The organism is Streptomyces sp. NPDC042259 (assembly GCF_055582085.1).
The window spans coordinates 63,241-86,521 of sequence record NZ_JBVJDW010000001.1 but is presented as its reverse complement, the minus strand read 5'-3'; the positions used below and the strand labels follow the sequence as shown (position 1 = coordinate 86,521).

Sequence of the window (23,281 nt, the reverse complement as noted above, 5' to 3'; positions counted from 1 at the left end):
GCCCGGGGAATCCTGAGCGGTCACCGCTGTTGAAAGGGAGGTGACCCTCAAGCTCTCCGTCCTCGACCGCTCCCGCACCCGGCAGGGGCACGACCCGGGCGAGGCCCTGCGCGAGACCGTGCGGTTCGCCCGGCGGGCCGAGGAGCTGGGCTACCACCGCTTCTGGGTGTCGGAGCACCACAGCGTGCCCGGCGTGGCGGGCTCGGCGCCCACGGTGCTGGCGGCGGCCGTCGCCGCCGCCACCTCCCGCATCCGGGTCGGTACGGGCGGTGTGATGCTGCCCAACCACCGCACCCTGGTGGTCGCCGAGCAGTTCGGGGTGCTGGAATCGCTCTTCCCCGGCCGGATCGACATGGGCCTCGGCCGGTCCGTCGGCTTCACCGACGGCATCCGCCGGGCGCTGGGCACCGACAAGGAGGCGATGGCGGACTTCGGCGGCCAGCTCGCGGAGCTGGCCGCCTACTTCACCGACGGCCCGCGCCCCCACCCCGAGGTCCACGCCCGCCCCGCCGAGGGCCTGCGCGTCCCCGCCTTCGTCCTCGCGGGCGACTCGGGCGCCGACCTGGCCGCCTCGGCGGGAGCGGCCCTGGTCATCGGCGGCCTCCACGGCGAGGACCGGATGCTGGCCGCCGTCGACCGCTACCGCACCGCCTTCCGCCCGTCGGCCTGGCGCCGCCACCCCTACGTCGTGATCGCGGGCAACATCGCCGTCGCCCCCACCACGGAGGCCGCCCGCCGGCTCCTGATCCCGGAGGCCTGGGCACTGGCCCACTCCCGCACGCACGGCGTCTTCCCGCCCCTGGCCCCCGCCGAGGAGATCGAAACGCTGCTCGCGGGGGCGAGCGGGAGGGAACGCGGCTTCTACGAGGCGGCCCTGCGCGGCCATGTCTTCGGCACGGAGGACGAGGTCGCCGCAGCCCTCGACACCCTGATCGCCCGCAGTGGCGCGGACGAGCTGCTCGTCACCACCAGCTCCTACGACCGGGCGGCCCTACTGGACTCCTACGAGCGCCTGGCAAACCTGACCGGCCTCCGGGACCGCCCCGGCCCCACCCCGGAACCGGTCACCGACTGGGCGAGGCGGGGCGCGTAGCGGCGCGGTGACGCCGAGTCCCTCACGCGCTTCGCCGAATGGTGTCAAGCGGGACCACGCACGCACGGTTCCGGTTAGCGTGCCCCCATGACGCTTTCCCGTGATTCAGAGGACTACTGGGAAACCACCGGGGCCGCGCGTACCTTCACTCATCCGCTCGACCCGGAGCTGCTCTCCCGGTACTTCTCCCTCGACGACCGGATCCTGGACTACGGCTGCGGCTACGGGCGGCTGCTGGCGCAGCTGGCCGAGCGGGGCTTTCGCGATGTGCGGGGGGTGGAGCCTTCGGCGGCGCTCGTCGACCGGGGGCGCGAGGAGCATCCGGAGCTGCGGATCACGCACTTCGAGGAGCCGCCGTTGCCGTTCGCGGACGGGGCGTTCGACGCGGCGCTGCTGTTCGCCGTGCTGACGTCCATTCCCGACGCGGAGGAGCGGGAGCGGGCCGTCGCTGAGGTCGGACGGCTCGTGCGCCCCGGTGGGGTGCTGTACATCAGCGATGTGCCCCTCCAGACCGACGAACGCAGCGTGGGCCGGTATCGCGCGCAGGAGCAGGAGACCGGTGTCTACGGTGTCTTCCGGATCGAGGACGGCGGGGTGTTCGTGCATCAGTCGACGGAGAACCTCCACGCACTGCTCGGCCGGCACGGCTTCACCGTCGAGGCCGAGGAGCGGCGGCAGACGCCGACCCTCGACGGGCACACGGACCTGAGCGTGCAGATGATCGCCCGCCGTGCCGGATCGGGCTGAGCGCCCGCAGGGGCGCCTCGCCGCCGCCGTCGGCACGACACCCGTAGTCGAAGATCCGCCGGCCGGGCGAGACGCGTCCTACGATCGGCGCATGGCCAAACGCGTTCACTCACTGTCCCTCTGGTCCCAGGATTCCGTGCTGTCGATCGGCTCGCGAGGCTCCGTCCTCTCCATCGGTTCGGTCGGGTCCGTGCTGTCCGTCGGCTCGGTCGGCAGCGCCCTGTCGTTCGGCTCCATCGGCTCGGCCCTGTCGGTGATCTCCGTCGGGTCCTGGCTGAGCACCGGCTCGTTGCTGTCCGCCCAGTCGCGGTGGTCGGTGCTGTCCGCGCGGTCCCACGGGGGATTCCTGGCGGCCGGGGTGGCGACGACCGTCGCCTGTGCGGCGCTGGCGCACCGGGCGGGGCGGGGGCCGAGGGGCTGATTCCCCTGCCCCGGGGAGGAGCCGGGGCTCCGCCCTGGGCAGGGGAAGGGAAGGGAGCGCCCGAGGCGTGAGCAGGAGGAGGCTCTCCACCCTCCGGCCGAGAACGGCTTGAACGGTCCGCCGTACAGGCGGACGTGCGAGGGTGTGCGACGCGCGATTCTGGTCGTATGTCGCACTTGGCACAGCACTTGGCACAGCACTTGGCACAGCACATGGAACAGCTCTTCGCACCGCGATCGGCACAGCACTCGGCACGCATTCGCGTCCTCCCGGCGCAGGTCGCCCTCCTGGCGTGCGGCGGGCGACGGGACGATCACGCAACCCGTCGCGCCTGACCCCGGGGCTTGCCCCCCCGCGCCGGAACCCCGGCCCCGATGAGAGCCGTTTCCGCCAAATGGCGGAGGCGAATCGTCATACCGGGCGAGGTGGCGGACGGCCGGGCGCAACATCCTTGACCCCATGAGTCACTTGACAGGCCCCTCGCCGTCGGCGACGGGCGGCATGCCGTCGACACCCGTCACCTACTCTGTACGGATGATCATCGGACTGCCGGCGCCCGCCGCCGACGGCCGTGCCGCATGACGGCCGCCCTCCGGCGCCTGGTGGGCGCGACACTGGGCCGCCGCGCCTGGTTGCGCTGGGTGCATCTGCTGCTCGGCGGCGCGCTGTTGATGCCGTACTTCCTGCTGGCCGGCGTGGTCCTGTCGTTCGTTCACACCGGCGAGGACACCGTCCTCCTGACCTCCCCCTCCTGGCAGTTCGTCACCCTGGCCGTGGCGCTCGTGCCGGCCGCAGTGACCGCGCTGTTCCCGCTCGTACGGCCGCTGGAGGCCACCGCCGCACGGGCGTTGTGCGCCGCGCGCGGCGCCGAGCTGGCGAGCCGGCCCAGCGATTCCTGGGCCGCGCGCGGGCGGACGGCCGGGTGGTACACCCTGCACCTGGCGGCCGGCGGCATCGTCAGCGGCATGTCGCTGTCGGCGCCCCCGGCGGCCCTGGTACTGATCGCCCTGCCCCTGTCGGGGTCCTCCCGCGTCGAGCAAATCGGCTGGGCCCGGTACTTCGACGGCGCCGGAATGCTGCTGGCCCCGCTGGCCGGTCTCGCGCTGCTCGCGCTTCTCGTCGGCACGTCCTGGGCGGCCGGGACGCTGCTGGCCCGCAGCGCGCCCGTCCTGCTCGGGCCGACGGCGGCGGACCGGCTCGCCGCCGCCGAACGGCACGCCCTGCGGCTGGCCGAGCGCAACCGGCTGGCGCGCGAACTGCACGACTCGGTCGGGCACGCCCTGAGCGCGGTGACGCTGCAGGCGAGCGCCGCACGCCGGGTCCTCGACGCCGACCCGGAGTTCGCGCGGCAGGCACTGGCCGCGATCGAGGAGACGACGCGTGCGGCCGTCGGTGAACTCGACACCGTGCTGGGTCTGCTGCGCGAGGACGGCCCCGCCTCCGCGGCGCCCGCGCCGACCCTCGCCGACCTCGACGCCCTGCTGACCCGGACCCGCGCGGCGGGCTGCGAAGTCACCCTCACCGCGTCCACCGCGCTGGAGAAGGTGCCGCCGGTCGTCTCCCGCGAGGCGTACCGCATCGTGCAGGAAGGGCTGGGCAACGCCCTGCGCCACGCGGGGCAGGTCCCCGTGCGGCTGCGGATCGCCGTACACGACGACGACCTGGAGGTCGCCTTGGAAAATCCCGTGTCCCCGGAGTCCGGCACCACCCGAGGCCGCTCCGGCGGCGGCCGGGGGCTGACCGGCATCGCCGAACGCGCCCGGCTGCTGCGCGGCGCCAGCACCTCGGGTGCGGCGGACGGCACCTGGCGGCTGGCCGTACGGCTGCCGCTGGGCGGTGGTGTGCGATGAGCGCCCCCGCCCGCCCGCTGCGCGTCGTGCTCGCCGACGACGAACGGATGGTGCGTACCGCTCTGCGCGCGATCCTGGGCGCCGAACCCGACCTGGAGGTCGTCGGCGAGGCCGAGACCGGCGCGGAGGCCGTGTCGGTCATCCGCGAACTGCGCCCCGACGTGGTGCTGATGGACGTCCGGATGCCGCAGGTCGACGGCATCCGCGCCACCGAACAGGTGCTGGCCACCATGACCGAGCCGCCGCGCGTCATCGTCGTCACCACCTTCGAGAACGACAGCTACGTGTACGACGCGCTGCGCGCGGGAGCCAGCGGCTTCCTCCTCAAGCGCTCGGGCGCGGACGAGCTGGTCTCGGCCGTACGGCTGGTGGCCCGCAGCGACTCGCTGCTCTTCCCCGCCGCCGTACGCGCCCTGGCCGCCCAGTACGCGGGGGAGCGGACCGCGCGCGAGGCGGCCGCGGCGCTCCGCGCGCGGCTGTCGGAGCGCGAGGCGGAGGTGCTGCGCCTGATGACGACGGGCCTGTCCAACGCGGAGATCGCCGACCGGCTCGCCGTGGGACCGGCGACCGTCAAGACGCACGTGGCGGGGGTGCTCGCCAAGCTGGGCGTACGCGACCGCACACAGGCGGTCATCGCCGCCTACGAATGCGGCTTCGTCACGCCCCGGTGAGGCGGGGGCGGCCGTCGGCGGGCGGGCTTCGCGGACGGCCCCGCGGGCGGCTCTCCACGGGTAATGGAACCGCAAAGCGCGGTCACTCGTTACCCGGGACATGACCGCTATGACACCCGGCTCGAACATCCCTCTCTCCGTCGCGCGTGTGACGGTGGACGTCACCGCCCCCGTGCGGCTCGACGTGTCGGGCCTGCTGCTCACCGTCGACGGCAAGGTGCGCTCCGACGACGACTTCGTCTTCTACAACCAGCCCGCCGGCCCGGGCGTGACCCACCGCGCGGCGGCGGGCGGCGCCGGCGACTCGATCACCGTGGATACCACGGCCGTCCCCGCCGACATCGACAAGATCGTGGTGACCGCCAGCCTGGACGCCCCCGGCGCGACCTTCGCGGGCACCGAGCCCACCGCGACCGTGCGCGACGCGGACAACGGCAGCGTCGTCGCGACGTTCACCCCGCCCCGGCTCGGCACCGAGACGGCGCTGGTGACCGTCGAGGTGTACCGGCGGGCGGGCGCCTGGAAGGTGCGGGCGGTCGGTCAGGGCTATGCCAACGGCCTGGCGGGCATCGCCACCGACTTCGGTGTGAGCGTGGAGGAGCCCGCGCCCGTGGCCGCCCCGGCGCCCCCCGTCCAGGCCCCGGCCGCCCCCGCCGCCCCGCCGGTGCAGGCCGCCCCGCCGGTCCGCCCCCCGGCTCCTCCGGCCGCGCCCCCGGCCCCGGCGGCCTCGGGGAAGATCAACCTCGACAAGGGGCGGGTCAGTCTCCAGAAGAACCAGACGGTCTCCCTCGTCAAGGGCGGCCGCCCGCTCACCCAGTCCGTCAAGATGGGCCTCGGCTGGGAGCCCGCCTACGGCAGCAAGGCCATCGACCTCGACGCGTCCGTCATCGCCTACGGCCCCAGCCGCAACATGATCGACGCCTGCTACTTCGGCAAGCTCCAGATCCTCAACGGCGCGATCCAGCACTCCGGCGACAACCTCACCGGTGAGGGCTCGGGCGACGACGAGGTCATCACCGTGCACATGGGCGGTCTGCCCGCCGAGGTCTCCGGTCTGGTCTTCACGGTCAGCTCCTTCAACGGCCAGAAGTTCACCCAGGTCGCCAAGGCCTACTGCCGGCTGATGGACGCCCAGACCGGCGAGGAACTGGTGCGCTTCGACCTGACCGGCGCGGAGCCGAAGACCGGTGTGCTGATGTGCAAGTTCATCCGCCAGTTCTCCGGCGAGTGGGAGATGACGGCCATCGGCGAGTACGTGAAGTCGCGCACGGTCCGCGACCTGGTCAAGCCCGCCGCCGAAGCCCTGTAGGGACGACGGGTGCGGATGGCGGGCGCCGAGAACCGCCCGCCATCCGCACCCGCGATCCGGCTCCGCGATCCCGTCAGGGCGGCCACCGGCCGTGTGTGGGCGCGGAGTTGACATGTGCGGGGGTGTGGGGATCCGGTGGCCAAACCCCGCGTACAGCCCATGGACGGGCAGATCGGCACGCCGCATAGTGGGTGGATGGAAAGCTTGGCAAGTGCCCACTTCTCACCCGAGACGACCTATCTCAACACCGCGTCCACCGGTCTCGTCCCCGCCCGGGCCGTCACCGCCATGACCTCCGCCGTCGAGGCCGCCGCCATCGGGCGGCCCGTCGTCGGGGAGGGATTCGCGGCGGTGGAGGACGCCCGGGGTTCCTTCGCCCGGCTCGTCGGCGTGCCCGCCCGGCAGGTCGCGGCCGGCGGATCGGCCGCGGTCTATTGCGGGCTGATCGCCCAGTCCCTGCCGTCCGGAGCCGAAGTGCTCGTCGCCGAGGGCGACTTCGCTTCGCTCGTCAATCCCTTCCACGTCCGCCGCGACCTGCGGCTGCGCACCGCGCCCCTGGAGAAGCTCGCCACCGAGGTCCGGCCGGATACGGCGCTCGTCGCCGTCAGCGCGGTCCAGTCGGCGGACGGGCGCATCGCCGACCTCGACGGGATCGGCGCGGCCGCCCGGGCGCACGGGGCCCGGACGCTCATCGACGTCAGCCAGGCACTCGGCTGGCTGCCGTACGACGCGAGCGTGCACGACTTCACCGTCGGCGTCGGCTTCAAGTGGCTGCTGTGCCCGCGCGGCGTCGCCTTCCTCGCCGTCCCCGAGGACCTCGGCGGCCTCACGCCCGTCTTCGCCGGGTGGGTCGCGGGGGAGGAGCCCTGGAACAGCTGTTACGGGCCGGTGGAGCGGCTGGCCGACTCCGCGCGGCGGTACGACGAGAGTCCCAGCCTCTTCTCCTACGTCGCCGCCGGCAGCAGCCTCGCTCTCATCGAGGAGCTGGGCGTCGAGCGGATCCACGGCCACAACCGGGCCCTCGCCGACCGTTTCCGCGCCGGGCTGGACGCGCTCGGCCACCGGGCCGTGCACGCCGAGGGCTCCGCGATCGTCGCCGTCCCCGGGCTCGGCCACGCCGCCGAGCCCCTCACCGACGAGGGTGTCCCGGTCAGCGACCGGGCGGGCAACCTCCGGGCCGCCTTCCACCTCTACAACTCCGGTGCGGACGTCGATCGGCTGCTGGAGGCACTCGCCCGGTATTAGGGCGCGTCCTCAATCGCCGGACGGGCTCAAGAGCCCGTCCGGCGATTGAGGACGGCCGCCGCGCAGCGGTGGTGCGCACGAGATGCCCGCGTTCGCTCAGCGCACCGGCGTGAACTCCCGGGCCCCGATGAACCCCGGCCGGGGTGCCGGTGCGGCGAAGGGCGGCCCCGCCGCGTTCTCCACGCTGTTGAAGACGATGAAGACGTTGCTGCGCGGGAACGGCGTGATGTTGTCGCCGGAGCCGTGCATGCAGTTGCAGTCGAACCACGTCGCCGAGCCGGCCGGGCCCGTGAAGAGCTTGATGCCGTGCCGCGCGGCGAGGTCCGTCAGGGCCTCGTCGGACGGTGTGCCCGCCTCCTGCATCCGCAGCGACTGCTTGTAGTTGTCCTCGGGCGTCGCCCCCGCGCAGCCGACGAACGTCCGGTGCGAACCGGGCATGATCATCAGCCCGCCGTTGGTGTCGTGGTTCTCCGTCAGCGCGATCGACACCGACACGGTCCGCATGCCCGGCAGTCCGTCCTCGGCGTGCCAGGTCTCGAAGTCCGAGTGCCAGTAGAAGCCGGAGGCACCGAAGCCGGGCTTGACGTTGATCCGCGACTGGTGGACGTAGACGTCCGAACCGAGGATCTGTCGGGCTCTGTCCACCACGCGGGGGTCGCGCACCAGATCGGCGAAGACCTGGCTGATCCGGTGGACCTCGAAGACCGACCGGATCTCCTGGGACTTCGGCTCGACGATGGACCGCTCATCGGCCCGTATCGCCGGGTCGGCGATGAGCCGGTCGAGTTCGGCGCGGAGGACCGCCACCTCGTCGGGCTCGACGAGCCGGTCCATCGTCAGGAAGCCGTCGCGGTCGTAGTCCCGCAGCTCGCCGGGGAGGAGCGGGCCGGGGGCGTCGGGCGCGGACCACACCACCGGGTCGAGACGCGGGGTCGACACCTCTCGGGCGCCGCGGGTGGGGTAGCGGTCGGTGACCGTCGTCATGGTTCAGCCCTCCTCCGTCAGCAGCGGGTAGACGCCGTTCTCGTCGTGGTCCTCCCGCCCGGTGACCGGGGGGTTGAAGACACAGACGCAGCGGAAGTCGGTCTTCGGGCGCATCGTGTGCCGCTCGTGGCCGTCGAGCAGGTACATCGTGCCCGGCGTGATCCAGTGCCGCTCACCCGTCTCGTCGTTGGTGAGTTCGGCTTCGCCCTCCACACAGAGCACGGCCTCGATGTGGTTGGCGTACCACATGGACGTCTCGGTGCCCGCGTAGAGCGTGGTCTCGTGCAGGGAGAAGCCCACGCGCTCCTTGGCGAGGACGATGCGCTTGCTCTCCCAGGTACCGGACGCGGCCTTGACGTGCCGGTCGGTGCCCTCGATGTCCTTGAAGGATCGGACGATCACGGTGGGTGCTGCCTTTCTCTCGGGTGTGCGGGGTTCCCCGGTGTACGGGAAGGGAGGGGGTCAGGCCGTCTCGCGGACCGCCCGGGCGAGGATGCGCAGCCCCTCGTCCAGCTCGTCGGGCGAGACGGTCAGGGCGGGCAGGAGCTTGACGACCTCGCTGCGGGGGCCGGACGTCTCGATGAGCAGCCCCAGCTCGAAGGCGCGGGCCGCGACGGCCGAGGCGCGCTGGGGGTCGCCGAACTCCAGGCCCCAGACCAGGCCGCGGCCGCGGTGGTCGGTGGGAAGTTCGGGGTGTTCGGCGCGGATCGCGATCAGCGCCTGCTCGATCTGCTCACCCCGGACGAGGGTCTGCTTCTCCAGCTGCCCGTCGGCCCAGTAGGTGTCCAGGGCCGCGGCGGCGGTGACGAAGGCGGGGTTGTTGCCGCGGAAGGTGCCGTTGTGCTCGCCCGGCTCCCACACGTCCAGCTCCGGGCGGAACAGGGTGAGCGACATCGGCAGTCCGTAGCCGCCGATCGACTTCGACAGGGTCACGATGTCCGGGGTGATGCCCGCCTCCTCGAAGGAGAAGAAGGCACCGGTGCGGCCGCAGCCCATCTGGATGTCGTCGACGATCAGCAGCATGTCGCGGCGCTTGCACAGGTCGGACAGCGCGCGCAGCCACTCCGGGCGGGCGACGTTGATGCCGCCCTCGCCCTGCACGGTCTCGACGATCACGGCGGCGGGGGTGTTCAGGCCCGAACCCTGGTCCTCCAGCAGGCGTTCGAACCACAGGAAGTCCGGGACCTGGCCGTCGAGGTAGTTGTCGAACGGCATCGGCGTGCCGTGCACCAGCGGGATGCCCGCTCCCGCCCGCTTGAAGGCGTTGCCGGTCACCGCCAGCGAGCCGAGGGACATGCCGTGGAAGGCGTTGGTGAAGGACACGATCGCCTCGCGGCCCTTGACCTTCCGGGCCAGCTTCAGCGCCGCCTCCACGGCGTTGGTGCCCGTCGGGCCGGGGAACATGACCTTGTACGGCAGGTCACGCGGTCGCAGGATGTTGTCCTGGAACGACTCCAGGAAGGCCCGTTTCGCCGTCGTGCCCATGTCGAGGCCGTGGGTGATGCCGTCCCGTTCCAGGTAGTCGATCAACGCCCGTTTCAGGACGGGGTTGTTGTGGCCGTAGTTCAGTGCCCCGGCACCGGCGAAGAAGTCCAGGTACCGGTGCCCGTCCTCGTCGAACAGGTAACTGCCCTGGGCGCGGTCGAAGACGGCGGGCCAGCTGCGGCAATAGCTGCGGACCTCCGACTCCAGGGTCTCGAAGACACTGAGTGCGGGCGGGGTGATGGTCACGGCGTACTCCAAGCGGGGGTGAGGGGATGTGCGGGCGGGGCTTCTCAGGCGGCGAGCGGACCGGCGAACGAGCCGTCGAGCGGGCCGATGCGGTGCAGCACTTCGGGCTCGTGCCCGGCGCCCGGGAAGAGGCCGTCGTCGAAGAGGACCTCCCGCTCGATGCCCGTGCCGTGCCGCTCGGCGAACGAGCCGAACAAGCGGTTCGAGGCGGTGTTGCCGGGCGTGATCGTGGTCTCGACGGCACGCACGTTCAGCCGGGTGGCGGCCCGGGCGACGAGCCCGTCCAGCAGTGCGGCGGCCAGCCCCCTGCCCCGGTACGGCCCGTCCACCGCCACCTGCCAGACCACCAGCGTGTGCGGGCGGTCGGGGCGCAGATAGCCGGTGATGAAGCCGACGGGCTCGCCGCCCCGGTCCCGCGCCACGACGGAGGTGGCCGCGAAGTCGCGGCACCACAGCAGATAGCTGTACGAGGAGTTGAGGTCCAGGGCCTCGGAGTCGCGGGCGATGCGCCAGATCGCGGCTCCGTCCTCGAGGCGCGGCGCGTCGAGAACCAGGCCCTCCGGCATTTCCCTGAATTCGCCGGGACTGTGTGCGGGAGCTGTTTGCGGGGCTGCATGTGCGGCGGTCATGGGGATCGAATTTACCCAGGTAAATCAAAAAATGCATCGGGGGAGGGGGTTACCCGAAAGGGGGTGGTCGTGTTATCGCGCGGGGCGCGGGCGCGCACGAGACCCCCGATAGCTGGCCTGTTTGCCCCGAAGTATCCGGACAAGACGGGCAGATTGTGGGGTCTGTCACAACGGCTGGGGTCATGTCGGAGTGCGCTCCCATTCGCGTTGGAGATGCGAATTAAATCTCTGAGTTTAGGGTCGCCGAGAGCGGGCATGAGAATGGCGGGAACATAGCGTAAAGGGAATTCGCGAGATGTATCCAAGAATTCGGGAAGCGTTATGCGGCTCGCCCCGGAAGCGGTGCGGCACCATACCCGTGCCCGGCCGCCCCCGGTCGGCGTGGGGCGGCCCCCGGCTCGTACAGTGCGGTCCATGAGCGACGGCGATGTGCTGCACATCAAGGGGCGGGTGCTGGTCGGAGCGGACCCCGGGATCGGGGTGCGCGACGAGCTGTGGGTGGTCGGCGGAAGGATCACCTTCGACCGGCCGGCGGGGGCGCGGGACGTCACCACGGTGCGGGGCTGGGCGCTGCCCGGCCTCGTGGACGCGCACTGCCACGTGGGGCTCGACGCGCACGGCCCGGTCGACGGACCCACCAGCGAGAAACAGGCGTTGACCGACCGCGACGCGGGCGCCCTGCTGCTGCGTGACGCCGGCTCCCCGTCCGACACCCGCTGGATCGACGACCGCGAGGACCTGCCCCGCATCATCCGGGCGGGCCGCCACATCGCCCGTACGCGCCGTTACATTCGCAACTACGCCCATGAGATCGAGCCCGCCGACCTCGTGGCGTACGTGGCGCGCGAGGCGCGGCGCGGCGACGGCTGGGTCAAGCTCGTCGGGGACTGGATCGACCGGGAGACGGGCGATCTGTCGTCGTGCTGGCCGCGCGGCGAGGTCGAGGCCGCCATCGCCGAGGCGCACCGGCTGGGAGCGCGGGTCACCGCGCACTGCTTCGCCGAGGAGTCGCTCGCCCCGCTGGTGGAGGCGGGCATCGACTGTATCGAGCACGCGACCGGGCTGACCGAGGAGACGATCCCGCTCTTCGCCGAGCGGGGCGTCGCGATCGTGCCGACCCTGGTCAACATCGCGACCTTCCCGCGTCTCGCCGAGGGCGGCGAGCGCAAGTTCCCGCGCTGGGCCGACCACATGCGCCGACTGCACGCGCGCCGCTACGAGACGGTCCGCGCGGCCTACGACGCGGGCATCCCCGTCTACGTCGGTACGGACGCGGGCGGTTCGCTCGCCCACGGCCTGGTGGGCCGGGAGGTCGCCGAACTCGTCAAGGCGGGCATCCCGGCCTCCGCCGCGCTCTCGGCGGCCTCCTGGGGCGCCCGCGAATGGCTGGGCAGGCCCGGGCTGACGGAAGGCGCGCCGGCGGACCTCGTCGTCTACGACGCGGACCCGCGCGCGGACGTCCGGGTGCTGGGAACGCCGAGCCGGGTGATCCTGCGGGGGCGCGTGGTCCGGTAGGTCTGTGCGCCTCCGCTGCGCGGCGCTTGAGGACGCGCCCGCAGGGCGCTCACCGCCGCAGGCGGCATGACGCCCCGCAGATCGTCACAGAACCGAACGCGATAGCGAAGTGCACTCGTTCGGTTGAACTGACGTCTGGTGACTGTCCGTTCACCCTCCGGTGCGACAACCATGACGGAGTCGAGGCCGTCGACGCGCGATGTCCCCCATTGGCGCGCCGACGGCTCCATTCTCCCGTGGGGGTTCCACACACGTGTCCAGCACCACCAGCTCCTCCTTCGGCGTGCCCGCACGCGGGCTCGCCGCGACGGTCGCCGCCACCGCCCTGACCGTGGGCTCCGCCCTGCTCGGCGCGGCACCCGCGTACGCCACCGGCCCTGAGGCCGCGCTCACCCGCACCATCACCGGCGACGGCACGGCCGACGCGGCCGTCTTGCGTACCGCGCTCGACGTGGCCCTGCTCGACAAGACGGTCCACGCGCCGCTGACGGCCTCGCTCAACGAGGTCCGCGCACCCGGCAACGCGTCGAAGACCGCGCTCGACGTCACCCTGGCCGGCATCGAGCAGGGCAGGCCCGTCAACATCGCGCGCGCCGACGTGGCCACCGCCCGCGCCACCGCCGACGGGCGCGCCGCGCAGGGCTACGCCAACGTCCTGCGCGCCCGGGTACACGTCCCGGGGCTGCCGCTGCTCTCCCTCGTCGAGGTCCAGCAGGTCACGTCGAAGGCCGTGTGCGAGACGGGGAAGAAGCCGGTCGCCACGTCGAACGTGCTCGGCGGCGTCACGGTCCTCGGCAAGCGGGTCACGGTGCGCCCGGCCGGTACGACCAAGGTCGTGGTGCCGGGCGTCGGCGAGGTGCGGCTCGATCTGTCCAGGACCGTGACCACGTCTCGCACGGCTGCCGCGACGGCTTTGGAGCTGAAGGTGTCCGTCAACCCCCTGAAGCTGAACGTCGCCGAGGTCGAAGGACGGGTGACGCTGGCGCGGGCCGGGTGCCGGACGCCCAAGGGGGCGGGGCATGGCGGTACGGGCACGAAGACGCAGACCGGGGCCGGTGCGGCGGTCCCGGCCGCGCATGACCTGGCCGAGACGGGGGGCAGTTCCGCCACGCCGTATGTCGCGGGCGCGGCGGGGCTCCTCGTCGTCGCGGGCGGCGGCACGCTGATCGCCACCCGACGCCGGGCCGCTGCTCGCGGGGAGGTCTGACCTTTCGCCTGGCCGGCGGATCTTTGGCTACGGGCCGGTGGTGCCTTTCGCCTGGCCGGCGTCTCCTTCGGCTGCGGGCCGTCGTGCCGCCTGCGGCGGCGGGCGCCCTGCGGGCGCGTCCTCAATCGCCGGACGGGCTGTATATGGCTGGGCTCAGCCCATCAAGCCTGTCCGGCGTTTGAGGACAACACCACCGCCAGCCCGCGCAGCGGAAGGGCCCCACTATCCGTCGGCCAGAGCCATCGACAACGCTTCCATGAAGCGGTCCGTGGTCGTGCGGTCCCGGACCGCCAGGCGTACATAGTCCGGCCCCAGCCCGGGGAACGTGTCGCCGCGTCTGACCGCGAAGCCCAGCCCCCGCAGCCGGGACCGGACGCCCGCCGCGTCCGGCAGTCGCAGCAGCAGGAACGGGCCGGCCGCCGGGCCGTACACGGAGACCTCCGTGAACTTCGCCAGCCGCCCTTCCAGGTAGGCGCGGTCGGTGGCGATCCGGTGTGCCGCCCGGGCCGCCTCGGCCAGCGCCGGAGCGGCACTGCACGCCTCCGCCGCCGCCAGCGCCGGTGACGACACCGGCCACAGCGGCTGTGCCCGCTCCAGCCTGGCTATGGTGCCGGGCGACGCCAGTACATAGCCGATGCGCAGCCCCGCCAGACCCCAGGTCTTGGTGAGGCTGCGCAGCACGATCAGCCCCGGCAGGTCCGTGCGGGACGCCAGGGATTCCTCCTCGTCGGGCACCGCGTCCATGAACGCCTCGTCCACCACCAGCGTCCGCCCCGGACGCGCGAGCTGGGCCAGGGCCTGCGCCGGGTGCAGCACGGAGGTGGGATTGGTGGGATTGCCGACCACCACCAGGTCCGCGTCCCCCGGCACCGCGCGTGGATCGAGCCGGAAGCCGTCGTCCGGGTCCAGCAGTACCCGTTCGACCGTGTGCCCGGCGTCGCGCAGCGCGGCCTCCGGCTCGGTGAACTGCGGGTGCACCACGACGGGTCGGCGCACTTCCAGCGCCCGGGCGAGCAGCACGAACGCCTCCGCCGCACCCGCCGTCAGCAGCACCCGCTCCTCCGGCAGCCCGTGCCGCGCGGCCACCGCGCGCCGCGCCGCCCGCCCGTCCGGGTACGCGGCAAGCCCGTCCAGCGACGCGACCAGGTGCTCCCGCAGCCACAACGGGGGCGTACCGGAACGCACGTTGACCGCGAGGTCCGTCAGTTCCGCCCCGCCGCCCCGCACTTCGGCATCACCGTGGTGCCGCAGATCGGGTTCCGTGGATGTGTGCATGGCCTTGGGCCACCTTTTCGCCTGGGTGCGGATCGGTAAGGGAGACGCGAGGGGCTCCGGCCGGTACCGACTGGTACGGGCCGTCCGAAAACATTACCGTCCGAAAACGTTACCGGCGTCGGCCGAACGCCCTCACCCGGCCCGGGCAACGGGATATCCCAGAGCGGCACTCGCGCTGTTCCGCCGGCGGTGAACGCCCGCCCGACCGGGCTCGACGATCACTACAGTCCAGCCTCATGACGACGATCACCACGCGCACGGTCGCGTACCCGGCCGACGGTCTGACGATGATCGGGCACCTCGCGCTCCCGGCCGGTGCCGACCGCCGGCCCGCGGTGCTGCTCGGGCCGGAGGGCATGGGGCTCAGCGACGTCGAGCGCCGCCGGGCCGATGCCCTCGCCGAGCTGGGATACGTAGCGCTGGCCTTCGACCTGCACGGGGGGCGCTACTTGGGCGACCCCGAGGAGATGCTGGCCCGTTGCCTGCCGCTGCTCGCCGACCCCGACCGGATGCGGGGCATCGGCCACGCGGCGCTCGACGTGCTGTGCGCCGAACCGCGGACCGACCCCGACCGGATAGCCGCCGTCGGCTATGGCACCGGGGGCGCCATCGCGCTGGAACTCGGGCGCGACGGCGTCGACCTGCGTGCGATCGGGACGGTCAACGCGACCACCACGGGCCGACCGGGCGAGGCGGCGCGCATTGGCTGCCCGGTGTGGGCCGGGGTCGGGTCGGAAGACCCGATCATGGCGCCCGCGCAACGGGACGCGTTCACCGCCGAGATGCAGGCCGCGGGCGTCGACTGGCGCCTCGCGGTCTACGGCGGCGCCTTGCACGCCTTCCACCACCCGCCGGTCGACCACCCCACGGTCCCCGGCGTCGGCTACCACCCCCGGCACGCGCAACGAGCCTGGCGCGACGTCGTCGACCTGCTCGCCGAGTGCCTGCCCGTGCCGGAGGAGCCGGCCGGTCCGCGCTCGGCCACCCGCTGACCAGCGCTTACCGGTCACTACGGCTGTGCTCGCGGCCACCCGGGCCGGCGAGCGCGCACGTGACCCGCGCCGACTTCCGTTTGCCCACGACCAGCACCCCGCCGGGGCCGGCGGCCAGCAGCGCGGCGGCCTCGGCCACCCCCGGCGCCCCCACGGCGGCGAGCACCGCCGCCGACGGATCCGGCACCGGGACGGCGGCCAACTCCCCGGCCCCGTACGTCAGCAGCGGCACCCCCAGCCGCGCCGCCGCCGCGATCAGCCCCGCCTCGCCGGCCTTGGCGTCCGCCGTCGCCAGCGCGACGACACCGTCCGGCTCCCGCCCCGCCTCGGCCAGCGTGCGCGCGATCAGCGCGACCACCTCCTCGGCACCGGCCCCCCGGCGCGCCCCGACACCCACGAACAACGGGCCGGGGGCGGGTACGGCACGGCCCTCGCGCGCCGGTGTCACGGGCGCGGCAGCCCCGCCACGAACCGTTCGGCCGTGCCGGGCGCGCCCGCCCAGTGCACATGCAGGTACGAGGCGTGGACCCCGCCCCGCACGAAGCCCTCCACGCGGCGCTCCGGGTGGGTGAACCCCCAGGCGGGCGTGGCGCCGGCGCCCGGCTCGAGCACCGTGCGGTGGAACTCGTGCCCGCGCACCCGCGTCCCGGCCGCCGCCAGCGGGGTGTCCGCGATCGCCACGGCCTCCCGGTAGCCGAGGGTCAGCCGCTCCGACATCCGTGCCTCCGCCGCGAGCACCCCGCACATGGGCCTGCCGTCGAGGGAACGGGAGAGGTACAGCAGCCCCGCGCACTCGGCGGCCACCGGCGCCCCGCTCGCCGCCAGCTCGGCCACGGCCTTGCGCAAGGGTTCGTTCGCGGACAGCTCCGGGGCGTACATCTCGGGAAAGCCACCGCCGATGACGATGCCCGCCGTGCCCTCGGGGAGCGCCTCGTCGTGGAGGGGATCGAACGTCACCACGTCCGCGCCCGCGGCGGTCAGCAACTCCGTGTGCTCCGCGTACGAGAAGGTGAACGCCGCGCCGCCCGCCACGGCCACGACCGGACGCGCGGCGGCGGCCGGGCCGGGCCCGCCCGGATCCCACGCCTCCGCCCGCAGATCCGGCGCGCTGCGCGCCAGTGCCAGCAAGCCTTCCAGGTCACAGCCCGCGCGGACCTGGGCCGCCTGCGCGGCCACCGCGTCGAGGGCCTCCGCGCTGCGCTCGGCGACCGGCACCAGGCCCAGATGGCGGCTGGGGGTGTGCACGGTCGCGACGCGCCGCAGCGCACCCAGCACCGGGACGCCGGACTCCTCCAGCGCCTCGCGCAGCAACCGCTCGTGACGGTCCGAGGCGACCTTGTTGAGGATCACGCCCGCGACCCGCACCTGCGGGTCCCAGGACGCGAAGCCGTGCACCAGCGCCGCCACCGAACGCGACTGCGACGACGCGTCCACGACCAGCACCACCGGTGCCCGCAGCAACTTCGCCACATGGGCCGTCGACGCCAGCTCGCCCTGCCCGGCGGCCCCGTCGTACAGGCCCATCACGCCCTCGACGATCGCCAGGTCACAACCCGCCGCCCCGTGCAGGAACAGCGGCTCCACCCGCTGGGGACCGCACATATAGGCGTCCAGGTTGCGGCCCGGGCGGCCCGTGGCGAGCGTGTGATAGCCGGGGTCGATGTAGTCGGGTCCGACCTTGTGCGCGGACACCGCCAGCCCGGCGTCCGCGAAGGCCCGCATCAGTCCGGTGGCGACGGTCGTCTTGCCGCTGCCGGAGGACGGGGCGGCGATGACCAGACGGGGGACGCGCGTACTCACCACTCGATGCCCCGCTGGCCCTTCTGACCGGCGTCCATCGGGTGCTTGACCTTCGACATGTCGGTCACCAGGTCCGCGAAGTCCACCAGCGCCTGCGGAGCGTTCCGGCCGGTGATCACGACGTGCTGGGTGCCGGGGCGGTCACGCAGCACCGAGACCACCTCGTCGGTGTCGATCCACCCCCAGTGCAGCGGGTAGGCGAACTCGTCCAGCACGTACAGCTTGTAGGTCTCCGCCGCCAGGTCCCGCTTGACCTGCTCCCAGCCCTCGCGGGCCTTCTCCTCGTTGCCGAGTTCGCCTTCCTTGGCGTCGCGCTGGATCCACGACCAGCCCTCGCCCATCTTGTGCCAGTCGACGGTGCCGCCCTCGCCCGAGGCACCGAGCACCCGCAGCGCGTTCTCCTCGCCGACCTTCCACTTCGCCGACTTCACGAACTGGAACACCCCGATGGGCCAGCCCTGGTTCCACGCCCGCAGCGCCAGCCCGAACGCGGCCGTCGACTTGCCCTTGCCGATACCGGTGTGGACGAAGACCAGCGGCCGGTTGCGGCGCTGACGCGTGGTGAGCCCGTCATCGGGTACGACGCTCGGCTGTCCCTGTGGCATTAGGCGGCCCTCCTGGAGTTCTTGTTGGTTACGGTCCTGACCAGCGTGGAGACGCTGTCCGCGCGCAGCTCGTCGAGGGTGACGACCGGTCCGCGCAGCTCACGGCCCAGCTCGCCCGCCAGCCCGAGCCGCACCGGCCCCGACTCGCAGTCGACGACCACCGACGCCGTGCCCCCGGCCGCCAGCAACCGGGCCGCCCGCGACGCACGCACCAGCGGCTCGGGGCCACCGGTGGCCCGCCCGTCGGTCACCACGACCAGCAGCGGGCGGCGCGAGGGGTCACGCAGCCGCTCCACGCGCAGCACCTCGTGCGCCCGCAGCAGCCCCGCCGCCAGTGGCGTGCGGCCACCCGTCGGCAACTGCTCCAGCCGGGCGGCGCCCGTGTCCACCGACGACGTCGGCGGCAGCGCCAGTACCGCGTCCGAGCCCCGGAAGGTGATCATGCCGATCTTGTCGCGGCGCTGGTACGCGTCGAGCAGCAGCGACAGCACCGCGCCCTTGACCGCGCCCATCCGTTTACGGGCCGCCATCGACCCGGAGGCGTCCACGACGAACAGCACCAGATTGCCCTCGCGGCCCTCGCGCACCGCCTCGCGCAGGTCGTCGCGCCGGACCAGCAGACCGGCGCCGCTGCGCCCGCGCGCCCGCTGGTGCGGCGCCGCCGCCCGCACGGTCGCCGCCAGGTGCAGCTTGGACAGGGCGCCCCGGGGGCGGCGCGCCCCCGTCGTCCGGCCGTGCGCGGTGCGCGCGCGGGAGCGGCGCCCGTCCGCGCCCTCGCCGAGGCCGGGGACGTCGAACTTCCGGGTGCGGAAGGGGTCCGCGGCGGCGACGGCCGGCGCCTCGGGCGCGGCGCCGCCGGGCGCGGCCTCGGGAGCGCTCTCCGCCGGGGTCTCCCCGGCCGGCTCCCGCGAACTCTCCCCGGAGTCCTGCCGCGCGTCCTGCGGGGCGGGCGCGTTCTCCTCCCGCTGCGGGGGCAGCCCGGGATCGTGCGGGGGCTCGCCGCCCCCGCCGTCCGGGCCGCCGTCGCCCCCGGGGCCCTCAGGGCCGTCGTGAGGGCCCTCCGGTTCCGGGTCGGGCTCCGGCTCCTCGTCCTCGAACCGCCGCAGGATCTCGTCGAGTTTGTCCTCGTCGAGGCCGGGGGCGTCGAACGGGTTGCGGCGACGCCGGTGCGGCAGCGACAGCAGCGCCGCCTGCCGGATGTCCGCCGTCGTCACGTCCGTACGCCCCGCCCACGCGGCCAGCGCGGACGCGGCGCGCGCGGTGACGATGTCCGCGCGCATGCCGTCGACCTCGAACCCGGCGCACACCGCGGCGATCCGGCGCAGGGCACCGTCACCGAGCCGCACGCTGGGCAGGAGGGCGCGCGCGGCGGCGATGCGCTCCCGCAGCGCGTCCTCCTCGGCGGCCCACTTGGCGGCGAACGCCGCCGGGTCCTCGTCGTAGGCCAGCCGACGGCGCACGACCTCGACGCGCTCCTCGGTCTCCCGGGAGGCGGCGACCTCCACGGTCAGCCCGAACCGGTCGAGGAGCTGCGGGCGCAGCTCCCCCTCCTCGGGGTTCATGGTGCCGACGAGGAGGAAGCGGGACGCGTGACGGACGGAGACGCCCTCGCGCTCGACGGAGGAGGAGCCGGTGGCCGCCGCGTCGAGGAGTGAGTCCACCAGGTGGTCGCCCAGGAGATTGACCTCGTCGACGTACAGCACGCCGCGGTGCGCGGCCGCCAGCAGGCCCGGCTCGAACGCCTTGACGCCCTCGCCGAGGGCCCGCTCGATGTCGAGCGCCCCCACGAGCCGGTCCTCGGAGGCACCGACGGGCAGCTCGACCATGCGGGCGGGGCGGGACTCGCCGGGCGCGGCCTCGTGCGGCCCGTCCGGGCAGTCGGGGTCGGGGGACGCCGGGTCGCAGGAGAACCGGCAGCCGGGCACCGTCGCGACCCGTGGCAGGAGGGCCGTCAGACCGCGGACCGTCGTCGTCTTCGCGGTGCCCTTCTCGCCGCGTACGAGCACGCCGCCGATCGACGGCGAGAGGGCGTTGAGCAACAGGCCCAGCCGCATGTCGTCCATGCCGACGATCGCGGTGAACGGATAGGTGGCCGAGGCCATCAGGTGGTACCCCCTTCGAGGGAATCGATCGGACCGGGCACGTCGGCGGCCGCCGGACCCGGCGCTGTGTCGCTGCCCCGCGCGGGAGGGGGGCCCTGGTGGCGCTGCGCGGGCAGAGGCGGCGCCCCCGGCGGTATGAACGGGTATCCGCCCGGCACCCCGCCCTCGATGAGCCGCAGCAGCGCGTCCGTGTCCGCGTGCTCCTCGATCAGATCGCCGAGGCGGTCCAATTGCTCCTCGCGCAGGGCCGCGAACGACGTATCCGGCGCCGGGACGAACGCCCGCCCCGCCGCGCGCGCGACCTCGCGCAGGAACGCCCGGCGGAAGCCGTCGCTCTCCAGCGAGCCGTGCCAGTGCGTCCCCCACACCGGCCCCACCCGGCAGCCGTCCAGGAACGGTTCGCCGCCTCGTACGTCCGCGACGCCGTGGTGGATCTCGTAGCCCTCCACCCGTTCGTCCAGGGCGGTGCCCACCGGCCTCGCCAAGGTCTTCTCCACCGCGAACCGCACCCGTACCGGCAGCAGTCCCAGCCCCTCGACGATGCCCGCCTTGGACTCGACGTCGTCCTCCACGCGCTCGCCCAGCAGTTGGAAGCCGCCGCAGATGCCCAGCACCGGCCTGCCCTCCGCCGCCCGGCGCGCGAGGGCGTCCGCGAGCCCGCGCTCGCGCAGCCACGCCAGCGCCTTCACCGTCCCCCGGGTGCCCGGCACGATCACCAGGTCGGCGTCGGCCAGTTCCTCGGGGCGGTCGACGAAACGGACCACGACCCCCGGCTCGGACGCCAGCGCGTCCACATCCGTGAAGTTGGACATCAGCGGCACCGCGCAGACCGCGACCCGCAGGATGTCCGCGCCGTGCGGCGGGGCCACCACCGACTCGCGCACCGCGCCGCGCATCGAGACCCGCAGCCCGTCCTCCTCGTCGATGCCGAGGCCGTGCGCGAACGGCAGGACGCCCACCGTGGGGCGGCCGGTGAGGCCGCGCAGCATCTCCAGGCCCGGCTCCAGAAGGCTCACGTCGCCCCGGAACTTGTTGACGATATAGCCCGCTATGTGCGCCTGGTCCTCGGGGGAGAGCAGCGCGGTCGTCCCGAAGAACGACGCGAACACACCGCCCCGGTCGATGTCGCCGACCACCACGACCGGCAGCCGTGCCGCCCGCGCGATGCCCATGTTGACGATGTCGGTGCGCCGCAGATTGATCTCGGCCGGGCTGCCGGCCCCCTCGCAGATCACCGCGTCGTGCGTGCGCCGCAGCTCCTCCAGGCACTCCGTGACCGTACCGAACAGCTGCTCCTGACGCCCGGAGTGGTAGCCGCGGGCGCTGAGTTCACCCACCGGCTTGCCCATGAGGACGATCTGACTGCTGCGGTCGCCGCCGGGCTTGAGGAGCACCGGGTTCATCAGCGCCGTCGGCTCGACGCGGGCGGCGGCCGCCTGCATGGCCTGCGCCCGGCCGATCTCGGCGCCCTCGCGCGTCACGAACGAGTTCAGCGACATGTTCTGCGCCTTGAAGGGCGCGACCTTGACGCCCTTGCGGACCAGCCATCGGCAGATCCCGGCGGTGACCACGCTCTTGCCCGCGTCCGAGGTGGTCCCGGCCACCAGCAGGCCCCCGCCCAGCGGGCCCCCGGGCCCGCTCCTGTCCGCTGTCACCGGTTCCTCCTGTGCTGCGTGGGAGCGATGGTCCGTCGTGGGATCCGTAGTGCCGTCCGTACGGCCCAGGCGGTTGCCGGAAGTCTGCCCAGGACGCGGCCGGCCGGCGCACCGCTCGTGGAGCGTGCCGCGGCCCGCGCGCCGGTGACGGCGTACCGCCCGGCGATCGCGACCCCGAGGGCCAGCAGCGACACCCGGCGCGAGAGCCGTACCGCGCGCTCGATGTCGGCGGCCCGGACCGGGCGCAGCTCCGCGCCCAGGACGGGACGGTGTTCGACGCGGCCCGCGTAGGCGAGGGTGCCGCCCAGACGGACGCCGAGCGCACCGGCGAAGGCGGCCTCCACCGGGCCGGCGTTGGGGCTGGGGTGCCGGGCGGCGTCCCGCCGGGCCACCCGCCACGCGCCGCGCGGATCGGGGCCGGCCAGGACGGCGAGGGCGGCGGTGAGCCGGGCGCCGGGCCAGCCGACGACGTCGTCGAGCCGGGCCGAGGCCCAGCCGAACCGCCGGTAGCGCGCGGACTTGTGCCCGACCATCGCGTCCAGGGTGTTGACCGCGCGGAAGCCGACGAGCCCGGGCACGCCGCCGAGGGCGCCCCAGACGAGGGCGCCCACCACGGCGTCGGAGGTGTTCTCGGCGACGGACTCGACGACGGCCCGCGCGATCGCCTGCGCGTCCAGCGCCTGCGGGTCACGGCCGCACAGGTGCGGCAGCCGCTCCCGGGCGACGTCCAGGTCCCCGGCGGCCAGGGCGCCGCCGACGGCCCGGGCCTCGCGGCCCAGGGACGTGCCGCCGAGCACCGCCCAGGTGGCGGCGGCGGTCAGCGCGAGACGCGCGCGGGGGGAGCTTCGCACGGCACGGGTCAGCAGCCCGGCGGCGGCGACGGTGCCGCCCGCGCACACCAGCGTGTGCAGGGCGCCGTAACCGCGGTGGTCGCGCCACAGCCTCTTCTCGACGCCCTGCGCGGCGCGCCCGAAGGCGGCCACGGGGTGACCGCGGCGCGGGTCGCCCACCAGGAGGTCGCCGAGGAAGCCGAGTGCGGCACCGGACGCGAAACCGACGTGATCGGCACGCATCGGATCAGACCGCCGTCATGCCTCGAAGGGGTGCACAGCGGACGGAGGGTGGGGGCGTGGGGCGGCAGCCGGGCATGGCGATGTGTCCTCACTCAGGGTCCGCGCCCTGGTTCGACGTGACCGGCGACCAGAGTCTCCTGGCTCCCGGATCGGCGCCGCCCCCGGTCTTCCAGCTCGTGGTGAGCCGTGACCCCTGTGGACCCACGGGGTGGGGGAGCGCTCCCCGGTGACAGTGGCGGGACCGCGCCGGACTCGCACCGGCTTCCTCTTGCTGTCGCCGTTTGGCCCCGGAAGTCCACCACGGCCCGGGAACGGCCGTCAACTCACGTTTGACCTGCGGCCGAAGCCGCCCGGGCCGTGCCGGTGGACTGCCGTCG

Annotated in this window: 22 protein-coding genes and 1 riboswitch; of the genes, 11 read left to right on the top strand and 11 right to left on the bottom strand. The window is 73.7% G+C overall.

From position 1 onward, the window contains the following. The first annotated feature begins 40 nt into the window (after positions 1-40). The 8 genes from ACZ6MA_RS00455 (at position 41) to ACZ6MA_RS00420 (ending at position 7,336) form a co-directional block, all read left to right on the top strand. Entirely contained in the window at positions 41-1,093 is a 1,053-nt protein-coding gene (locus ACZ6MA_RS00455; protein WP_469429861.1) for an MsnO8 family LLM class oxidoreductase, read from the top strand. 87 nt (positions 1,094-1,180) lie between these two features. After that, the gene (locus tag ACZ6MA_RS00450) at positions 1,181-1,840 is read left to right on the top strand and encodes a class I SAM-dependent methyltransferase (RefSeq protein WP_469429859.1); all 660 of its coding nucleotides are present in this window, start codon (positions 1,181-1,183) and stop codon (positions 1,838-1,840) included. A 91-nt stretch (positions 1,841-1,931) separates the two neighbouring features. Beyond that, complete coding sequence (locus ACZ6MA_RS00445) at positions 1,932-2,261, top strand: hypothetical protein (RefSeq protein ID WP_469429858.1); 330 nt, start codon at positions 1,932-1,934, stop codon at positions 2,259-2,261. Between the two features lie 459 nt (positions 2,262-2,720). Further along, positions 2,721-2,843, top strand: a complete 123-nt coding sequence (locus ACZ6MA_RS00440) for a hypothetical protein (protein ID WP_469429856.1) — start codon at positions 2,721-2,723, stop codon at positions 2,841-2,843. Next, complete coding sequence (locus ACZ6MA_RS00435; protein WP_469429854.1) at positions 2,840-4,111, top strand: sensor histidine kinase; 1,272 nt, start codon at positions 2,840-2,842, stop codon at positions 4,109-4,111. Before ACZ6MA_RS00440 ends, ACZ6MA_RS00435 begins: the two co-directional genes overlap by 4 nt. Continuing rightward, entirely contained in the window at positions 4,108-4,782 is a 675-nt protein-coding gene (locus ACZ6MA_RS00430; protein ID WP_469429853.1) for a response regulator transcription factor, read from the top strand. Before ACZ6MA_RS00435 ends, ACZ6MA_RS00430 begins: the two co-directional genes overlap by 4 nt. A 109-nt stretch (positions 4,783-4,891) precedes the next feature. Continuing rightward, entirely contained in the window at positions 4,892-6,091 is a 1,200-nt protein-coding gene (locus ACZ6MA_RS00425) for a TerD family protein (protein ID WP_469431136.1), read from the top strand. A gap of 159 nt (positions 6,092-6,250) precedes the next feature. Beyond that, entirely contained in the window at positions 6,251-7,336 is a 1,086-nt protein-coding gene (locus ACZ6MA_RS00420; protein WP_469431135.1) for an aminotransferase class V-fold PLP-dependent enzyme, read from the top strand. A gap of 96 nt (positions 7,337-7,432) precedes the next feature. On the opposite strand, the gene thpD is transcribed toward ACZ6MA_RS00420, so the two are convergent. The 4 genes from thpD to ectA are packed head-to-tail and all read right to left on the bottom strand — an operon-like array spanning position 7,433 to position 10,680. Continuing rightward, positions 7,433-8,320 (bottom strand): ectoine hydroxylase, encoded by an 888-nt coding sequence (gene thpD / locus ACZ6MA_RS00415; protein WP_469429851.1) that lies wholly within the window; start codon positions 8,318-8,320, stop codon positions 7,433-7,435. Positions 8,321-8,323: 3 nt separating this feature from the next. After that, positions 8,324-8,722 carry an ectoine synthase gene (locus tag ACZ6MA_RS00410; protein ID WP_469429849.1) on the bottom strand — a complete coding sequence of 133 codons (399 nt, stop codon included), beginning with the start codon at positions 8,720-8,722 and terminating at the stop codon, positions 8,324-8,326. A gap of 60 nt (positions 8,723-8,782) precedes the next feature. Next, on the bottom strand, positions 8,783-10,051 hold the full coding sequence (gene ectB, locus ACZ6MA_RS00405; RefSeq protein WP_469429847.1) for a diaminobutyrate--2-oxoglutarate transaminase: 1,269 nt from the start codon (positions 10,049-10,051) through the stop codon (positions 8,783-8,785). A 44-nt stretch (positions 10,052-10,095) separates the two neighbouring features. Next, positions 10,096-10,680 carry a diaminobutyrate acetyltransferase gene (gene ectA / locus ACZ6MA_RS00400; protein WP_469429846.1) on the bottom strand — a complete coding sequence of 195 codons (585 nt, stop codon included), beginning with the start codon at positions 10,678-10,680 and terminating at the stop codon, positions 10,096-10,098. A gap of 414 nt (positions 10,681-11,094) precedes the next feature. Here ectA and ACZ6MA_RS00395 point away from each other — a divergent pair, with 414 nt between their 5' ends. Next, positions 11,095-12,195, top strand: a complete 1,101-nt coding sequence (locus ACZ6MA_RS00395; protein ID WP_469429844.1) for an amidohydrolase family protein — start codon at positions 11,095-11,097, stop codon at positions 12,193-12,195. 253 nt (positions 12,196-12,448) lie between these two features. Continuing rightward, on the top strand, positions 12,449-13,402 hold the full coding sequence (locus tag ACZ6MA_RS00390) for an SCO1860 family LAETG-anchored protein (protein WP_469429842.1): 954 nt from the start codon (positions 12,449-12,451) through the stop codon (positions 13,400-13,402). Positions 13,403-13,624: 222 nt separating this feature from the next. Here ACZ6MA_RS00390 and cobC read toward each other — a convergent pair whose 3' ends face one another. Next, positions 13,625-14,677 (bottom strand): Rv2231c family pyridoxal phosphate-dependent protein CobC, encoded by a 1,053-nt coding sequence (gene cobC, locus ACZ6MA_RS00385; protein ID WP_469429841.1) that lies wholly within the window; start codon positions 14,675-14,677, stop codon positions 13,625-13,627. A 236-nt stretch (positions 14,678-14,913) separates the two neighbouring features. On the opposite strand from cobC, the gene ACZ6MA_RS00380 reads away from it, so the two are divergent. Next, positions 14,914-15,669 carry a dienelactone hydrolase family protein gene (locus tag ACZ6MA_RS00380; protein ID WP_469429839.1) on the top strand — a complete coding sequence of 252 codons (756 nt, stop codon included), beginning with the start codon at positions 14,914-14,916 and terminating at the stop codon, positions 15,667-15,669. Between the two features lie 7 nt (positions 15,670-15,676). Here the strand turns inward: ACZ6MA_RS00380 and ACZ6MA_RS00375 are convergent, their stop codons facing one another. From ACZ6MA_RS00375 to ACZ6MA_RS00350, 6 genes are read right to left on the bottom strand one after another with little or no spacing between them, the layout of a single operon-like run. Further along, positions 15,677-16,117, bottom strand: a complete 441-nt coding sequence (locus ACZ6MA_RS00375) for a cobalamin biosynthesis protein (protein ID WP_469429837.1) — start codon at positions 16,115-16,117, stop codon at positions 15,677-15,679. Next, positions 16,114-17,469: a cobyrinate a,c-diamide synthase gene (locus tag ACZ6MA_RS00370; RefSeq protein WP_469429835.1), complete on the bottom strand. Its 1,356-nt coding sequence runs from the start codon at positions 17,467-17,469 to the stop codon at positions 16,114-16,116. Before ACZ6MA_RS00370 ends, ACZ6MA_RS00375 begins: the two co-directional genes overlap by 4 nt. Further along, positions 17,466-18,074 carry a cob(I)yrinic acid a,c-diamide adenosyltransferase gene (cobO, locus tag ACZ6MA_RS00365; RefSeq protein ID WP_469429834.1) on the bottom strand — a complete coding sequence of 203 codons (609 nt, stop codon included), beginning with the start codon at positions 18,072-18,074 and terminating at the stop codon, positions 17,466-17,468. Before cobO ends, ACZ6MA_RS00370 begins: the two co-directional genes overlap by 4 nt. Further along, the gene (locus ACZ6MA_RS00360) at positions 18,074-20,176 is read right to left on the bottom strand and encodes a putative cobaltochelatase (RefSeq protein WP_469429831.1); all 2,103 of its coding nucleotides are present in this window, start codon (positions 20,174-20,176) and stop codon (positions 18,074-18,076) included. Before ACZ6MA_RS00360 ends, cobO begins: the two co-directional genes overlap by 1 nt. After that, positions 20,176-21,798, bottom strand: coding sequence for a cobyric acid synthase (locus ACZ6MA_RS00355; RefSeq protein WP_469431133.1), 1,623 nt, complete (start codon positions 21,796-21,798; stop codon positions 20,176-20,178). The genes ACZ6MA_RS00360 and ACZ6MA_RS00355 overlap by 1 nt, the downstream gene beginning before the upstream one ends. Positions 21,799-21,827: 29 nt before the next feature. After that, on the bottom strand, positions 21,828-22,904 hold the full coding sequence (locus ACZ6MA_RS00350; RefSeq protein WP_469429829.1) for a cobalamin biosynthesis protein: 1,077 nt from the start codon (positions 22,902-22,904) through the stop codon (positions 21,828-21,830). A 131-nt stretch (positions 22,905-23,035) separates the two neighbouring features. Beyond that, positions 23,036-23,171: riboswitch (cobalamin riboswitch) on the bottom strand. Positions 23,172-23,281 lie beyond the last annotated feature (110 nt).